Source organism: Nocardiopsis metallicus, from assembly GCF_014201115.1.
Lineage (GTDB): Bacteria > Actinomycetota > Actinomycetes > Streptosporangiales > Streptosporangiaceae > Nocardiopsis > Nocardiopsis metallicus.
On sequence record NZ_JACHDO010000001.1, the window covers coordinates 6294867 to 6310335 of the forward strand.

The 15469-nt window shown below is 71.2% G+C and carries 14 protein-coding genes; 7 read left to right on the top strand and 7 right to left on the bottom strand.

The features are described from left to right. Positions 1–17 precede the first annotated feature (17 nt). The gene (locus tag HNR07_RS27685) at positions 18–476 is read right to left on the bottom strand and encodes a GNAT family N-acetyltransferase (protein ID WP_184368064.1); all 459 of its coding nucleotides are present in this window, start codon (positions 474–476) and stop codon (positions 18–20) included. Between the two features lie 265 nt (positions 477–741). On the opposite strand from HNR07_RS27685, the gene HNR07_RS27690 reads away from it, so the two are divergent. Then, positions 742–2139, top strand: a complete 1398-nt coding sequence (locus tag HNR07_RS27690; RefSeq protein WP_184368067.1) for a CoA transferase — start codon at positions 742–744, stop codon at positions 2137–2139. A gap of 90 nt (positions 2140–2229) precedes the next feature. Here HNR07_RS27690 and HNR07_RS27695 read toward each other — a convergent pair whose 3' ends face one another. The 3 genes from HNR07_RS27695 to HNR07_RS27705 form a co-directional block, all read right to left on the bottom strand. After that, positions 2230–4563 (bottom strand): protein kinase domain-containing protein, encoded by a 2334-nt coding sequence (locus HNR07_RS27695; RefSeq protein WP_184368069.1) that lies wholly within the window; start codon positions 4561–4563, stop codon positions 2230–2232. A 113-nt stretch (positions 4564–4676) separates the two neighbouring features. After that, positions 4677–5672, bottom strand: coding sequence for a small ribosomal subunit Rsm22 family protein (locus HNR07_RS27700; protein WP_184368072.1), 996 nt, complete (start codon positions 5670–5672; stop codon positions 4677–4679). A gap of 125 nt (positions 5673–5797) precedes the next feature. Further along, positions 5798–6610 carry a hypothetical protein gene (locus HNR07_RS27705; RefSeq protein WP_184368075.1) on the bottom strand — a complete coding sequence of 271 codons (813 nt, stop codon included), beginning with the start codon at positions 6608–6610 and terminating at the stop codon, positions 5798–5800. A 376-nt stretch (positions 6611–6986) separates the two neighbouring features. Here HNR07_RS27705 and HNR07_RS27710 point away from each other — a divergent pair, with 376 nt between their 5' ends. Together HNR07_RS27710 and HNR07_RS27715 are read left to right on the top strand one after the other, a co-directional pair. Then, on the top strand, positions 6987–7268 hold the full coding sequence (locus HNR07_RS27710; RefSeq protein WP_184368078.1) for a cory-CC-star protein: 282 nt from the start codon (positions 6987–6989) through the stop codon (positions 7266–7268). Further along, positions 7259–8218: an ArsA family ATPase gene (locus tag HNR07_RS27715; RefSeq protein WP_184368081.1), complete on the top strand. Its 960-nt coding sequence runs from the start codon at positions 7259–7261 to the stop codon at positions 8216–8218. Before HNR07_RS27710 ends, HNR07_RS27715 begins: the two co-directional genes overlap by 10 nt. Here HNR07_RS27715 and HNR07_RS27720 read toward each other — a convergent pair. The 3 genes from HNR07_RS27720 to HNR07_RS27730 all read right to left on the bottom strand — a co-directional run bounded on the left by HNR07_RS27720 (position 8180) and on the right by HNR07_RS27730 (position 11648). After that, on the bottom strand, positions 8180–8665 hold the full coding sequence (locus HNR07_RS27720; RefSeq protein WP_184368084.1) for an Lrp/AsnC family transcriptional regulator: 486 nt from the start codon (positions 8663–8665) through the stop codon (positions 8180–8182). The two genes, HNR07_RS27715 and HNR07_RS27720, sit on opposite strands and share 39 nt — an antisense overlap. A 65-nt stretch (positions 8666–8730) precedes the next feature. Next, entirely contained in the window at positions 8731–9303 is a 573-nt protein-coding gene (locus tag HNR07_RS27725; RefSeq protein WP_184368087.1) for a GNAT family N-acetyltransferase, read from the bottom strand. A 680-nt stretch (positions 9304–9983) separates the two neighbouring features. Beyond that, entirely contained in the window at positions 9984–11648 is a 1665-nt protein-coding gene (locus tag HNR07_RS27730; protein ID WP_184366186.1) for a transposase, read from the bottom strand. Between the two features lie 578 nt (positions 11649–12226). On the opposite strand from HNR07_RS27730, the gene HNR07_RS27735 reads away from it, so the two are divergent. The 4 genes from HNR07_RS27735 to HNR07_RS27750 all read left to right on the top strand — a co-directional run bounded on the left by HNR07_RS27735 (position 12227) and on the right by HNR07_RS27750 (position 15429). Continuing rightward, a complete protein-coding gene (locus HNR07_RS27735; protein WP_184368090.1) occupies positions 12227–12778 on the top strand; it encodes a histidine kinase in 552 nt (183 codons plus the stop codon). A 74-nt stretch (positions 12779–12852) separates the two neighbouring features. Next, positions 12853–13650: a DUF4097 family beta strand repeat-containing protein gene (locus HNR07_RS27740; protein WP_184368093.1), complete on the top strand. Its 798-nt coding sequence runs from the start codon at positions 12853–12855 to the stop codon at positions 13648–13650. Between the two features lie 28 nt (positions 13651–13678). After that, positions 13679–14644, top strand: a complete 966-nt coding sequence (locus tag HNR07_RS27745) for an ATP-binding cassette domain-containing protein (protein ID WP_184368109.1) — start codon at positions 13679–13681, stop codon at positions 14642–14644. Further along, on the top strand, positions 14641–15429 hold the full coding sequence (locus tag HNR07_RS27750) for an ABC transporter permease (protein ID WP_184368113.1): 789 nt from the start codon (positions 14641–14643) through the stop codon (positions 15427–15429). Before HNR07_RS27745 ends, HNR07_RS27750 begins: the two co-directional genes overlap by 4 nt. The last annotated feature ends 40 nt before the right edge of the window (positions 15430–15469 follow it).

Here is a 15469-nt window from a genome sequence, read left to right on the forward strand (position 1 = left end):
CCTGGTGCGGTGGCGGTTCAGCGGCCTTCGCGGTCCACTCGCTTCCACGGCCAGTCGGTCGCCACCCACGCGGCGACGGCGTCGGCGAGGGGGCCGTCGAGGTCCGCCCGGTCGGCGCGTACCCAGGACTGGACGGTCACGTCGTAGCCCGGGGAGCGCGTCGGATACAGGTACACGCAGCCGATGACGTCGTCGTCGCCGGGATCGAGCACGGTGAAGGTGAAGCCCTTGCGCGCCGCGAAGTCGTCCGCGTGCCGCCTGAGGTCAGCCAGGTTGGCCTCCGGGGACATCCCCTCGAACGGTGGCCAGCTCCCGTCCGGGTAGCCCGGGGTCGCACGGATGTGTTCGATGCTCGAAGTCCAGGCGGCGAGGTCCGCCTCGTTGTGCTGGGGGCCGAGTGGTTCGAGGCGGAACCGCTCGGTGGTCAGGGAGGTCGGCGGTTCGAAGTCTTCCGGTACGAACGCGTCAGAGGCCATGGCGTGATCCTAGTCCGCGTCCGTCGGGGCGTAGCGGGGGAGCTCCATGGCGGACGAGGAGCCCCTCCGGCCCCGACGAGGAGAGCGGCGCTTTGCCGGTGCTGACCAAGGAGGCGGAGCCGGTGTCCTCGGCTCCGGACCGAACGCCCGGGTTCCAGCAGTGGCCCACGGCAGTGGTCAGGACCAACAGCTGTGACCGGCGGCGGTTGTCCACAGCCTGGGGCCGCCCGATGCGACCGGTGCTCCGGGTGGGCACAATGACGCCATGAGGACCAACCCCAGCGGTGCACCGGACCGGACGACAACCCAGGCGTGGCAGGCGATCGGCGGCCACGCCGACCTCGTGGAACGGGTCTCCTACCGGGGCGCGGGAGAGGTGCTCCCCGCCGTGCTGCCGGTACGCGAACTGGCGCGGGCCACCGTGGGGGCGTGTTCCCTGGCCGCCGCCGAACTACTGGCCGCGCGGGGCGGCGGAGCGGTCCCCGGGGCGGTGGTCGACGAGGGCGCGGTGGCCACCGCCTTCATCAGCGAACGCCACCTGCTGGTGGACGGCCGCAAACCGACCCCGTTCGCGCCGCTTTCCGGGTTCTGGCAGGCCGCCGACGGCTGGGTGCGCACCCACGCGAACTACCCGCACCACCGGACCCGGCTGCTGGCCGCGCTCGGACTCGACGCCGAGGCGGGACCGGAGGAGCTCAGCCGGGAAGTGGCCACCCGGTCCGCGCGCCAGGTCCAGGAGGCGGTCTACGCCGGGGGAGGCCTGGCGGTCGCCGTGGCCCCCGCGCCGGGGGAGGACGGGGAACCCGGTAGGCCGGGGGACTTCAAGGCGGCGGGGCTTCCGTTGGCCGAGGCCGACGTGGTGGGCGAGGACGGCGGACGCCGACTTGCCGGGGGCGAACTGCCCGCCAGCGGTGTGCGGGTCCTGGACCTGACCCGGGTGATCGCCGGGCCGGTCGCCACCCGGACCCTGTCCCTGCTGGGCGCCGACGTGCTGCGGGTGGACTCCCCGAGGCTGGAGGAGGACCCCGACAGCCACACCGACACCGGTCTGGGCAAGCGCTCCACCCTGCTGGACCTGGACACCGCCGAGGGGCGGGGTGTCTTCGAGGAACTGCTGGCCACGGCCGACGTGGTGGTGACCGGCTACCGTCCGGGCGGCCTGGACCGCCACGGGCTGGCGGCCGAGGAACTGATCGCCCGCCGCCCGGGTCTGATCGTCGCGCAGCTGTGCGCCTGGGGCTGGACGGGGCCGTGGGCCGGGCGCCGAGGGTTCGACAGCCTGGTGCAGGCAGCGAGCGGGATCGCCTCGATCGAGGCGGGTTCCGGGGACCGGCCGGGGGTGCTGCCCGCCCAGGCGCTGGACCACGGCACCGGCTACCTGCTGGCCTCCGGGGTACTGCGCGCACTCACCGAACGCCAGACGGATGGCAGGGGCCGCCACCTGCGGTTCTCCCTGGCCGGAACGGCTGGCTGGCTGATGAACGACATCGTCCCGGAACCGGTCGAGGGCGAGGGGTACGACCCCGCCGCCTGGCTCACCGAGGGCTCGTCCGACTACGGCAAGCTGCGCTACGCGGTCCCGCCGGTGGCCTACGAGGGCGGCCCGAGGGATTGGGCCACAGCTTCCACGCTGTGGGGAAGCGACCGCGCTGCCTGGCTCTGAGTGCCCGCGCCCCCGCTCGGTGAAACGGTGGCGCGGTCGCTCCTCTCCGCGAACACCTGCTGCCTGGGCTCCGGGTTCGGGGTCTGGGGCTCAGCGGCGGGGCACGTGGAACGTCTCGACGGGTTCCAGGTTTCCGCCCAGGATCATGATCTGGTCCCTCTTCTTGTTCAGCGCGTAAGTGGAGACCAGGACACGGTTGTCGTCCGGGGAAGCGGTCAGGGACGTGTACTCCTGGCGGGGGTCTCCCTCCGCCAGGACCTCACCTTCCAGGTCCCAGGTGATGAGGAAACTGCGGCTCGGACTCCTGTTCTGGCCCGAGGCCGTGATCCGGGTCTCGCTGTTTCCAAGAGCCACGTTCTGCACCCTGAGGCCCGTGCTCGCTGACCTGGCGTCCGTATCCATGAGCTCCTCGGGCAGGGGAATCGCCTTCGGGTCCTCATCTGAGGTGAGGTCCCACAGGAGAACGCCCAGGGGAGCGGCCGCGGCAACGTACCGATCACCGATCGCCGCCGTGCTGGCGAAGTCAGCGCGCCACTCCCGTAGTTCCGGGTGGGAGGGGTGCGGTTCACCCGTCGCGGCGTCCCACACCGCGATCCCGGTGTCCAGGGCGGCGACCAGCAAGTCCCCGCCCTGGGCGGTGCCCACGGCGACGATCGATGCCCGCCGGGAGGTGTCCGTGCTGTCGTCGGTGCGCGGTTCCGCCGGGACCTCCACGCTGTAGAGCTCCTCGCCGTCGCTGACGCGGTAGGCGCTCACCGTGGGCTCTTCCTCGACATTCTCCCCGAAGTACACCGTTTCGCCGTCGGGGGAGAGCGCGAGGTATCCGCCGCCGCCCGCGTCGGGGAGTTCGATGACATGCCGTTCCGATGATTCGAGATCCCAGACGTGGATCGCCGCCTCGTGGAGCGTGGTCTTGTTCGACCTCGCGGCCACTAGGGAGCCATCGAGGGTCGTGACCAGCTCCGTGGAACTGGAGAGGCTGACCTCGTACGAGTCGGTGACCTGTTCGACCGCACTGGTCTTACCGGCCTCGAAGATGTTCACCCCGGTTCCGGACAGCGTCGCGAAGCGGTCGGCCCCGTCCAGGAAGACGCTGTCCGCGACCTCTCGGCCGCGCGCTTCCGCTTCATCGAGCTCGGGTGCGAACGGTGCTGGTTGGTTGGACTCGCTTGCCTGACTGTTGTCGCCCGCTCCAGCTTGCGGGGCGATCCCACCGGTGGCGTTGATGACCAGGGCCAGCGCGGTCACCATCGCCACGGTCGCGGTCCCGAGAAACCAGAGGGCCCGTGAGCTGGAGGCTTCGGGGTCACGGCTCCTGGGAGCTTGATCGGGAGCCCGGTCGGTTTCGGAAGGCGAGGCCTCGGATGGGGCTTCTTCGGCCAGCTCGGCGGGAGCGGACGGCTCCTCCGGCGCCGCGTCCTCCGGGGCTGTCTCTTCCTGAACCGGCTCCTCCGCCGGCTCCTCCGCCGGGACCTCGCTGGTGACGGCGAGGGTCGGCGCGACCTCGGTCGCGGCGGCGGTGGTGTGCAGGACCTTGGTGGCCACGGCCTCGGGGAGCCACTCGGTGGGGTCCTCGTCCCCCCGGGGAAGCTTGGTCCCGGTCAGGTCGGCCAGGACCGAAGCCAGCTCTGGCCGGTCGTCCGGGTTCTTGGCCAGACAGGCCGTGATCAGGGGGCGAAGGCCCTCGGGTACCCCGGTGAGGTCGGGTTCCTCGTTGACCACGCGGTAGAGCAGTGCGTGCGCATTACCCGTGCCGAAGGGCTGTCGGCCGGTGGCGGTGAACAGCAGCACCCCGCCGAAGGAGAACAGGTCGCTGCGCGGGTCCACGACCGATCCGACGGCCTGTTCGGGCGACATGTAGGCGGGGGTGCCCAGGGCCTGCCCGGTGCGGGTGAGCGCGGTGGCGTCGGTGGCGCGGGCGATGCCGAAGTCGATCACCTGTGGCCCGCGCGGGGACAGCAGGACGTTGGAGGGCTTGAGGTCGCGGTGGACCAGCCCGACCCCGTGGATGGCGTTCAGCGCCTCGGCCAGACCGGCGGCCAGCGCCAGCAGCGAGGGTTCGGGGAAGGGGCCGCTGTCGCGCACCGCCTGGTGCAGGGAGGGGCCGGGGACGTACTCGGTGGCCAGCCAGGGCTTGCGTCCTTCGGTGTCGGCGTCCAGCACCCGGGCGGTGTAGGGGCCGCGGACCCGGCGCGCCAGCTCCACCTCGCTGGCGAAGCGCGCGCGGAACTCCCGGTCGCCGGAGAACTCGGGGCGAATCGCCTTTACCGCGGCGAGGTCGTCTCCGGTAGCCGACCCGGTGCCGTCAGCGGCGCCCTCGGTGGAGACCGCCAGGAACACGACGCCCATGCCGCCCTCGCCGACCCGGCGGAGCAGGCGGAAGCGCCCGAGCTCTCGGGGATCGTCAGGGTGCAGGGGCTCCACGGGGGTTCTTTCCAGGCTCGCGGGGATTCATCCGAAGCGTAACGGATGTCCCCCGGAGCGTGGTCAGTGGTCGGGGCGGGGCAACGGCCGAGAACAGGCCCGGCCGCCTGCGGTCAGCGGTCAGCCTCCTCCAGCGGCGGCCAGGGGTCGCCCCAGTCGGTCTTGCGGGCCGCGCGGTAGGTCTCGCCCTGGCGCTTGGACACCACCCGGTCCTCGATCCCGTCGGTGGTGCACAGGCGCAGCGAGACGAGGCCCTTGCGCTTCTGCGGATGGCGCAGCACCCGGCTGGCCGGGCGCTCGACCGGCTCCGAGGTGGCCGCCACGAAGGCGTACTTCTCGTCCTCGAACCCGAGCGTGCCGAACTTGAGTCTGCGCTGGATACCGGAGCGGTTGAGCCGCTCGGCGAAGTGGCACCAGTCCTCGCCTGGGGTGATGGGGCAGGTGCCGTCGTGCGGGCAGGGCGCGGCCACGCTCATCCCCTCGGCGATCAGGTGCCCGCGGGCGGTGATGATCCGCTCGTAGCCCTCCGGGGTGCCGGGTTCGAGCAGGACGACCGTCCGAGCCCGCTCGGCCAGGGAGCGCACGACCTCCTCCTGCACCTGCGGGGTGAGCTCGTTGAGCACGTAGGACATGGTGGCCAGATCCACGCGGGGACCGTCCGGGACGGCGCCGGTGAGCCGGAAGCGTTCCCACTCCGAACCCTGAACCGCGGTGTCGGTGGACCGGCGGGCGAGCCGTTTGCCCAGCTTGATGGCGGGCGCCGACTGCTCCAGCACGGTGGTCGAGCGCAGGGACGGCCAGGCGGCGGAGGCGGCCCACACGGACGCGCCCATGCCCCCGCCCACGTCCAGGTGGGTGGTCGGGGCGAACCCGGGCATCGCGGCGGCGGCCGTCTCGAAGGCCGACCGGGCGGCGGCGAAGGTGGCGGGAAGCCGGTAGGCGGCGTAGGCGATGACGTCGGTGTCCGAGGCCAGGACGATGTCCCGGGGGTCGACCCTCCCCCGGTACTTCCTCATGAGTTCCTGGACCGACACGGCCAGATCGTGCTCGTTGGCCCCGTCGGCGACGCTGTCGATCGCCGCGAAGAGCTCGCTGTTCAGATTCCCCATGCACGCTTCTTCTCGTCCGGCGGTACCGGGGAATTCTATCCGCCGTCCTGCCTGGTCCCGGGGGTCGCTCACGGTTGCGGACCAGGTCGGTGCGGGTTCGGGAGCGAAGGTTCGGCAGCGCGGGCTCAGGAGACCTCGCGGGACTCGGCCCTGCGGATGGCGGTGCGGCAGGTGCGGGCCAGGGACCGGTGGTTGGTGAAGCGTTCGAGCAGGCTGTAGGGCGACAGCGGACCGGAGGGGGCCTCACCCGTGGGGGCGCCTTCGACCTCGTTGACCAGGAGGGACTCTCCGGTGAGGTGCCCGGAGCGGGACCAGCGCTCCCAGCGTTCGAAATCGGGGCTGTACTGGTGCGAGAACACGAATGCCGGTTCCCGGGCGCCGTCGAGCAGGCCGCCGCCCCGGGACCACAGGGTGATGCTCTCGGCGGTCCCGTCCGACCAGTCCTGGGCCGTGACCACGTCCACCTCCGGGCGGCCCGCGCGGTCGCGCACCAGGAGGGCGTCTCCGGAGCGGGTGCGCGGGTGGAGCTCGCGCTGTTCCTCGACCACGGGGAGGGACACGAGCACGCGCGGGACCCACCACCAGTTCTCCCTGCGTCCCATGAGGCTGTCCGTGCGCAGCCGGGTGGGCGGGTGCTTGAGCGCCTCCTGCTCCGCCATGTGCTCCAGGAACTCCTCGCCCGCCAGGTCCTCGACCACCTCGACCGGGCCGCTGCCGACCACCGCGGTGCGGCCGCCCGCGTCCGCGTCGCTCACGCTGAACGCGACATGCCGACCGCGCAGCGACAGGGCGGTCTTGGCCACGGAGTAGGGGAGCGCCGCGCAGGGGCGTTCACGCCACATGAGTGGAACCACGGGGATTCCCGAGGGTCCCGCGGAGGTGGTCCAGCTGAGTTCGGCGACGGTCGATCGCTGCCAAACCGTGATCAGGTCAGTCAAGGTCAGGCCTTATACGTGAGGAAAGTTACATGCTAATTTCTGGTGACTTTAACCCATCCGCCGAATCGCACGCGATCCCCCAGGCAGTGGACGCCCAGGCAGTGGACGCCCAGGCAGTGGACGCCCAGGCAGTGGACGCCCAGGCAGTGGAGGCCCGGGTGGCGACGCGGGCCCGGAGCGTGAAAGGTGGCCCGCGGCCGTGCCCGTACCGCTGGCCCACTCGGGCCGGTGGCGAGCGCCGCTCCCATCGTCGGGCCGGACCCCTCCCCAGGTCGCGGAGGACGGTGCCGAGACCGAGGGTGCCAGCGCACAGAGCACCGGCTCCGCGGGGCCGCCGAGGCCTCCGACAGCACCGGCCCGAAGGAGAGGTGACACCGTGGACCCGCTGGGTGCGCTCTCGCGCGCGCGTGATGTCTGGAGGCGGGTGGAGGCCCTCCACGACGCGGTCTTCGCCTCGCGCTGGCGCCAGGAGCTGCGCCGGGAGGCACGCACCCAGGAGGACACCCTGCGGGCCCTGTTGCTCCTGGAGACCCTGGGAGTGGAGGGGCCCGTCTCCTATGAGACCCTCGACCTCATCCCGTACATGGTGGCCGACCTGCACGAATGGCACCAGCGCATGGGGCGCGACGATTTCGGGGGGCCGGGGGTGTGCTGTTGAGGTTCGGCGAACGGCGCGGTGACGCCACCGGGCGGACGCCGCGGGACGCTTCGGTCTCTCCCATCGTCTTCTTCGGCGGCAAGGGCGGGGTCGGCAAGACCACCATGGCCGCCGCACACGCGCTGCGCCTGGCCGACGGGGGCCTGCGCACGCTGCTGATCTCCACGGACCCGGCGCACTCGCTCGGCGACGCGCTCCGTGTCCCCCTGGGCGATACGCCGGTCCGGGTCAGCGAGAACCTGTGGGCGCGCGAGCCCGACGCGGACTCCGCGCTCAAGCGCAGGGTCCGACAGATCAGCGACGACGCCGGCGCGGCCCTGCCCCGGGAGATCCTGCCCGCCGTCACCCGCCACCTGGACCACGCCGCCGCCGGTCCCGGGATGGCCGAGTCCGCCCTGGCCGACCTGCTCATGGACGCCATGGAGGAGATCCCCGGAACGTGGGACCGCCTGGTGGTGGACAGCGCCCCCACCGGCCACCTGTTGCGCCTGCTCGACCTGCCCGAACTGCTGACCCCGTGGGTCCAGGGCCTCGTGCGCCAGCGCGAACGCGTGGTGGACGCGGACCGCTTCGCCGCGGGGGTGGTCGGCGGCGGTTCCGACGGGACGCCGGACGACCCCCTGCTGGAGAGACTGCACGCCCGCCGCCGCAAACTGGACCGGGCCGCCACGCGTCTTCGCGAGGACGCCGAGGTCAGACTGGTGCTGGTCCCGCGCCGGATGGTGTTGGCCGAGACCGACCGCGCCGCGGCCCAACTGGTCCGCACCGGTTTCCGGCTGGGCACGGTGATCGTCAACCAGGTCCCCGCCGATGTCGACCCCGAGGTCCTCGAGGCCGTCCGCGAGCGCTTCGCCCCGCACGGGACGGTCGAACTCCCCCTGACCGGAACCGAGCCCCTGGGCCTCCAGGCGCTACGAACCCTCGCCGCGGAGACGGGCGGATTCGGGTAGGCCCTCCAGTACGTGTTTCTGGCTGCTCTCGTAGATGATCTGGCTGCGGAAGCTCACTACCTCACGGCGCTGGCTGAGCCGGTCGATGAGGAAGTCGTGCAGGTGGTCGAGGTCCCGGGCCGACACGTGGATGAGGAAGTCGTCGTCCCCGGCCACCACGAACACCGCCGACACCTCGGGGAGGTCGATCAGCGCCTTCTTGAACCCGTCGATGACGGGCCTGCTCAGCGGGCGCAGCCGGGCGGAGACGAACGCCTCGACACGTCGGTTGAGCGCGGCCGGCGCGATCTCGGCGTGGTAGCCGCGGATCACCCCGCGCTCGACCAGCGAACGCACCCGCTCCAGGCAGGTGGAGGGCGCGATTCCGACCAGCCGGGCCAGCTCCCGGTTGGTCTGCCGTGCGTTCAGCTGGAGTTGGCGGATGATCGCCGAATCAAGTTCGTCCATCCGGTCAACCTAGCGGGCACACCGAACCCGGGCAGCTGATCTCCGGCCATCGGTCCGAGGAGGCGTCAGCGCAGGTCGTGGCGCATCAGGACACGGGGGAAACCCGACAGGACCGAGGTGGTGTCGGCGGCGTGGGTGAATCCGGCGCGCTCGAAGTTCCGCCGCAGGCCCGGGTAGGCCATCGTCGTGTCCACCCTGTCGCCGCCGTTGTCCAGGGGGTAGGCCTCGACCGCGGGAGCACCGTGTGAGCGGGCGAACTCGACGGCTCCGGTGATCAGGGCGTGGGAGATCCCCTTCCCGCGGTGGCCGGGCCGTACCCGGATGCACCACAGCGACCACACGGGCAGGTCGTCGACGTGCGGGATCTTCCGGCTGCGGGCGAACGACGTGGCCGAGCGCGGTGCCACGGCGGCCCAGCCGACCGACTCGCCGCCGTCGTAGGCGAGCACCCCGGGAGCGGGCTCCGCGCGGCACAGTTCGGCGACGTACTCGCCGCGGGCCGGGCCGCGGAGCTCGTTGTTGAGCTTGGACGGGACCCGGTAGCTCAGGCACCAGCACACGTTGGCGGTGGGCGACTTCGGGCCCACCAGGGTCCGGACGTCCTCGAAGACCGAGGCCGGGCGCACGTCGATGGTCATGGCCCCAGGGTGCCACGCGGCAGTGACGATCCCGGGTTGGAGGGCCGGGCCGCAGGAGGCGCGGGTCAGTCCTCGGGGGTGTGGAGCCTCAGGTCGTCGAGGTGGGCGCTGCCCTCGCAGAAGTTCATGTGCGGTCGGCCGACGAGGAAGTAGTCGGCGAGGGCGGAGCTCTCCGGCCACACGTCCTCGTCGACGTAGGCGCTGCCGGGGGCTCCGTGGCGTTAGAGCCTGCGGACAAAGGGTGTTGGCGAATCCGCGGCGTTGGGGCCCGGAGAGGCGGAGAGCCTGACACGGGGAGGCTGATCTGGGGAGGCTTCTCTGGGTCAGGCTCGGGCTCGGATAGGGCATCCGGGTGGGGTCGGGGTGGGGCCTGTGTTCGGGGCCTGGGGCTCAGGGCCTGTGGCTCGGGGTTCGGGTTGGGGTTCCCCGTTTCCCCAGCCCTGCGCGGACCGGTTCGCGTGTCGCGGCCGGTCACGCGTGCCATCGGACACCCGGTGGTGAGGGTGGGGTTCAGCGCTGTGGTGTCGGCTCCGGGCGAGCCGGGTGTCCGTATCCCGCACCTGGGGTGGTCCGCTGCTTCCGAAACCCTCTCACCCCCGGTGATCTTGCTACCAGGAGCAAGTTCGGCGCCCTCGGGTTTCGTGGTTTTTGCAGAGGTGTCCGGTTCGGGTGGGCCCGGCTCACGCTGCGATGTCGAACCAGTCCCCGACGATCTCTCGGATTAACCCACCCAACCCCCGATCAGGCACCCTGCACGATATTCGGTGTTCGATCACCTGCCTTCTGAGCGCGGCGATCATGTCTGAGAAGGCCGGATCGGTCTTGGACCGATACCAGGGCTGGTGATAGCGGCGGGCAGCCACGTCCGCTTGCCCCTGGCCGTGCCACCGATACCAGACCACCACCAGGCTGTAAGCCAGCAGCTGGAAGGGGACCGTGCGCTCCACCGCGGCGCGGGTGCGGTTTTGGGCCTGCTCCAACCCCAGATGGGCACGACTGTCCTGGAAACACACCTCGATCGGCCACCGGTCGGCATAGCGCCGCACGATCTCTTCAGCGGGGCTGGTGGTATCGGTGCTCAACAACGCCACCTCGTAGGGTTGGGGGCTGTGCGGGTTGCGCACCAAAATCAGGCGCAGGGGTGTGGGGCCCAGGGAGCGCACCCACCGGCAGTCGATGACGGCCATCTCCTGGCCGGTGCCGTTGCCGGAAGCGACGAAGTGGGCGGTGGCGGCGATCTGTTCGGGGGTGCCCAACCGGGGGCCCGCGTAGCGGGGCCGCCCGGGCCGGGTGGGGGTGCCCGCCGGTGCGGGTGGGGGAACCTGGTGCAGGACCGCGGTGGCCGCCAGACGAAAAGTCCAGGTCATGGTGGTGGGCAGGGCTCTTAGTGCTGGGCTGTGGTAGGCGGAGTCGGCCACCACGTGCAGGGTGCGGTCGGGAAACTGGTGGGCCAGGCGGGTGGCCAGAGCGATCGCGGTCTCGGTCTTGGTGGGTTGCTGGGCGGTGTCGGTCTGGTCGGCGGGGCCGGCTGGGCCGCCGCTGGTGGGGGTGGTGGCTTGCAGTACCTGGGCTAGGGCCTGCTCATGGGCGTGTTGGGCGGTGGCTAGTTCCCGGGCGCACCGGTTCAGGCGCTCTTTGAGGGCGGGTGCGGGGTCGGGGCCGGGCAGGCGGTGTCCCGCCGGTAGGGCGGCTTCCTTGTCCAGGCGCAGCTGCAGACCATGGTGGGCCTGAGCGTGGCGGGTGCGGGCGCTGTCCAGGACGCGGGCGGTGGCGGCAGTGCTGGAGGTGTGTGCGGTCTGGGGGTGGGGCATCGGGCCGTTGTGGCCTGCTTTGCCGGGGCTTCGTTTGGTGGTTGAGGGTCGCCAGCACGCGGTCAGCACGGGTAGGGCCAGGGCTGTGGTCCTGCCGGGCAGACGGACGGCCAGGGCGGTGACCACGAAGCACACACCCCAGGCCAGGGGGTTGTTTTTGGGTCGGGCTCCGTCGTGTTGGCGCAACCGGCCCCAGACGCGGCGGCCCCACCGTTTGATCAGGGTGTCATCGATGACCAGGGTCAGGTCCTGGCCGGGGTGGGTGAAGGCCTGGGTGATGAGGTGGGCCATGGTCAGGCCCAGGTGGTGGGGGTCCCATTTGCGGCGGGAGAAGAAGGCGTGGGCGCGGTCGTGGTGCCAGTGGCGGGCCAGGCCGGAGCCGGTGAGTATGCCGCACACGGTGCGGGGTCCGGTGTGGGTGATCAGGCCGGTGATCAGGGCGGTGAAGGTGGTGAAGGTGGGTCGGGTGAAGTGGGGCCAAAAGTGGGTGAGGAGCCGTTGCAGGCAGGGCGGTAGGGTGGGGTGTGGGAGCATCAGCGAGCCTCTTTGCGGTGACTGGTTGATGCTCCCTTTGTCGTGTGCGGGGCGGGTGGTTGTCCAGGTTCACACCAAAGCACTCACGAGCGGACACTTCTCCAAAAACCACGAAACCCGAGGGCGCCGAACTTGCTCCTGGTAGCAAGATCATCCTTGAAAAAGGGGCCGAAACCGGGCCCGGGGACGTGGCGGGCCGCTGGTGGTGTTCGCTGACACGGGTGACCGGGTGACCGGGTGACCGGCCGCGACACGCGAACCGATCCGCGCAGGGCTGGGGAACCGGGGGAACCGCAACCCGAGTCCCAGGTCCCAGGTCCAGGCCCCAGGCCTCACATAGGCCTCCGGCCCCAGGCCTCACACAGGCCTCCGGCCCCACATCGGAGTTAATTCACAGCATCACGCTATGCCGGGCTCCGCGCAGGGGCAACGGATGCCGGTCGGCAACAGGTCGTTTCGCCGGTGGGCTCCGCCAGCGCACTCCTCCAGCGGTGTCACGGGCCCCAGCGTGAGCGAGTGACGTCGACTTCGGGCGAGGTCGCTTGACATGACGTCACTCGTGGAGTCATTATGACGTCATGGATTTGACGCCGTATGCCGACGAACTCCGCCGACAGCTCCTGGCGGCCGCCGAGGCCGGGGATGAAGAGACCCGGGCCACCGCCGAGCGCCTCAGCGTCTCGCTGGAGCCCGCTGCCCGACTGGCCCTGCTTGATGTGCTCTCCGCCGCCGCGGACGAGATCACGAGGGAGATGGCTCCTGGTTCGGTGGAGGTGCGCCTGCGCGGGCGGCAGGCTGACTTCATAGTGACGTCACCCGAGTTCGACGAGGCGGGGGAAGGTGGCGTCGTGACATCACAGGGGGGCCACCAGGGTGAAGCCGCGGGCTCCGGCCGCACGCCCGCGGGACAGGCCCTGATCGATGGCGAGGACGGAGGAACCTCACGGATCACCCTCCGTCTGCCCGACCAACTCAAGCAGCTTGTCGAGGAGGCCGCCCGGGGGGAGGGGCTGTCCGTCAACGCCTGGCTGGTGCGCGCGGTCGCCGCGTCGCTCGACGGCGGCGGCCCCCGGCCCGGCACCCGGCGCACACGCCAGATCGGCCGCGGCCACACCGGCTGGGTCCGGTGACCAGTACCGACCACCCGAGCACCGCGTCTCCCGGAAGCGGAGACGACCACCGACGCCACACCAGGGAGACGAACGTGCCGACCTTCAACACCTCCGAACCGATCACCGCCGACATCACCGTGGTCTCCGGAAACCTCCAGATCATCGCCGGAGACCGCACCGAGACCACCGTCGAGGTCCGTCCGCGCATCGCAGACAAGGACAACGACGTACGCGCCGCGGAGCTGGTCGAGGTCGACTACGCCAGCGGCCGCCTCGAAGTACGCGACCCCCAGCCCTCGGTGCTGGGGCGCGTGATCGGGCGCAAGGGCATGGTCGACATCACCGTCGAACTTCCCGCGGGTTCGCGCGTGCACGCCACGGGCGGGTTCGGCAACGTCCGCTGCGAGGGCGTGCTCGGCCCGTCCGAGCTCTCCGTCTCGACCGGCAACATCACGGTGGACCGTGTCAGGGGTAACGCCAAGCTCACCGTGGGCCACGGTTCGATCCGGGCGGAGGAGATCGGCGGATCGGCGGTGGCCAAGTCCACCAGCGGCGCCATCACCCTCGGCCAGGTCACCGGGGAGCTGCGGGCCAACTCCGCGCACAGCGACATCACCGTCGACCGCGCCCTGGGCCCGGTCACCGCGCGCACCACCCACGGCAGCGTCCGGATCGGCCGGGTTCCGGAGGGCAGCGTCGACGTGGAGTCCTCCTACGGCGAGCTGGAGGTCGGTGTGCCGGAGGGCACCGCGGCCTGGTTGGACGTGCTCTCCACCAAGGGCGTCGTACGCAGCTCCCTGGAAGCCGCCGATGGACCCGCCACCACCGAACGGACCGTCGAGGTCCGGGCCCGCAGCGTCTGGGGCGACATCCTGATCCACCGTTCCTGACACCGGAGCACACAGAGGCGAGGCAGACATGGCACAGCACACTCCCCCCGCGGCCATCACCGCCACGGGGTTACACAAGGCCTACGGCGACCACGTCGTCCTGGACGGTGTGGACCTGCGGGTCCAGGCGGGGACCGTGTTCTCGCTGCTCGGCCCGAACGGGGCCGGCAAGACCACCATCGTGAAGATCCTGTCCACGCTGATCAGCGCCGACAGCGGCAGAGCCGGAGTCCTCGGGCACGACGTGGCGACCCGACCCGAGGCGGTGCGCGCCGCGATCGGGGTCACCGGTCAGTACTCGGCGGTCGACGGCCTGCTCACCGGGCGCGAGAACCTGATGCTGATGGCGAGGCTCCACCGCCTGGGGCGGGCCCGGGGACGGCGCCGTGCCGACGAGCTGCTGGAGCACTTCGACCTGGTCGACGCGGCGGGCAAACCCGCCTCCACCTACTCCGGGGGTATGCGCCGACGGCTCGACCTGGCGATGACCCTGATGGGCGGGCCCCGGCTCATCTTCCTCGACGAGCCGACCACGGGGCTGGACCCGCGCAGCCGCCGGGACATGTGGCAGATCATCCGCGACCTGGTGGCCGACGGTGTCACCGTCTTCCTCACCACGCAGTACCTGGAGGAGGCCGACCAGCTCGCCGACCGGATCGCGGTGCTCGACCACGGCAGGATCGTGGCCCAGGGCACCGCCGCCGAGCTCAAACGCCGCGTCCCCGGCGGCCACGTCCGGCTGCGCTTCACCGGGACCGAAGCCCTGGAGTCCGCGACCCGGGTGCTGGGCGGCGAGGCCGACGACGATGCCCTGGCGCTCAGGGTTCCCGGAAACGGAGGCGTCGCCTCCCTGCGGGACCTGCTGAAACGCCTGGACGACGCGTCCATCCATCCGGAGGAGCTGTCGGTGCGGACCCCGGCCCTGGACGACGTGTTCCTCGCGCTCACCGGCCGCCGCAGCGCAGACGACGACACACGGAAGGCGAGCCGATGACCGCCCTCTCCCACGCCCTCGGCGACTCGGCCACGATGGTCGCCCGCCAGCTGCTGCACATGCGGCGCTATCCGTCCATGACGCTGACCCTCATGGGCATGCCCATCGTCTTCATGCTGCTGTTCGTGTACGTCTTCGGCGGTGCGATGGGCGCTGGGGGAGCCGTCGGCAACCGCGCCGACTACGCCAACTACATCGCGCCCGGAATCCTGCTGATCACGGTGGCCAGCGCGGCGCAGGGCACGGCCATCTCGGTGGCCATGGACATGACCGAGGGGATCGTCGCACGGTTCCGCACCATGGCGATCGCCCGGGTCTCGGTGCTGACCGGTCACGTTGTCGGCAGCCTGATCCAGGCGATGCTGACGGTGGCCGCGGTCACCGCCGTGGCGCTGCTCGTCGGATTCCGTCCCAGCGCGGGCCCGGCCGAGTGGCTGGCGGCCCTCGGCCTCCTGGCCGCGGTCTCGTTCGCGCTGACGTGGTTCTCGGTGGCGCTGGGGCTGGTCGCCAAGACCGTCGAGTCGGCCAGCAATCTGCCGTTACCCCTGGTCTTCCTCCCCTTCCTCGGCAGCGGGTTCGTGCCCACCGAGACCCTGCCTGCGGGAATCCGGTGGTTCGCCGAGTACCAGCCCTTCACACCGATCATCGAGACCCTGCGCGGGCTGCTGACCGGTACCGAGATCGGGAGCAGCGGCATCCAGGCCCTCGCCTGGTGCGCCGCCATCGCCCTGGCCTCCTACCTGTGGGCCAGGAAGCTGTACAACCGCGACCCCTCCGGCTCCTGACCGGGAACCGGAGACGACCGGAACGAACACCCAGTACCGA

Coding starts and splice junctions, on each gene's coding strand:
- HNR07_RS27700 (WP_184368072.1), bottom strand. CDS start 5,672: ATGGGGAATCTGAACAGCGAGCTCTTCGCGGCGATCGACAGCGTCGCC.
- HNR07_RS27730 (WP_184366186.1), bottom strand. CDS start 11,648: ATGCTCCCACACCCCACCCTACCGCCCTGCCTGCAACGGCTCCTCACC.
- HNR07_RS27690 (WP_184368067.1), top strand. CDS start 742: ATGAGGACCAACCCCAGCGGTGCACCGGACCGGACGACAACCCAGGCG.
- HNR07_RS27735 (WP_184368090.1), top strand. CDS start 12,227: ATGGATTTGACGCCGTATGCCGACGAACTCCGCCGACAGCTCCTGGCG.
- HNR07_RS27745 (WP_184368109.1), top strand. CDS start 13,679: ATGGCACAGCACACTCCCCCCGCGGCCATCACCGCCACGGGGTTACAC.
- HNR07_RS27685 (WP_184368064.1), bottom strand. CDS start 476: ATGGCCTCTGACGCGTTCGTACCGGAAGACTTCGAACCGCCGACCTCC.
- HNR07_RS27720 (WP_184368084.1), bottom strand. CDS start 8,665: ATGGACGAACTTGATTCGGCGATCATCCGCCAACTCCAGCTGAACGCA.
- HNR07_RS27750 (WP_184368113.1), top strand. CDS start 14,641: ATGACCGCCCTCTCCCACGCCCTCGGCGACTCGGCCACGATGGTCGCC.
- HNR07_RS27725 (WP_184368087.1), bottom strand. CDS start 9,303: ATGACCATCGACGTGCGCCCGGCCTCGGTCTTCGAGGACGTCCGGACC.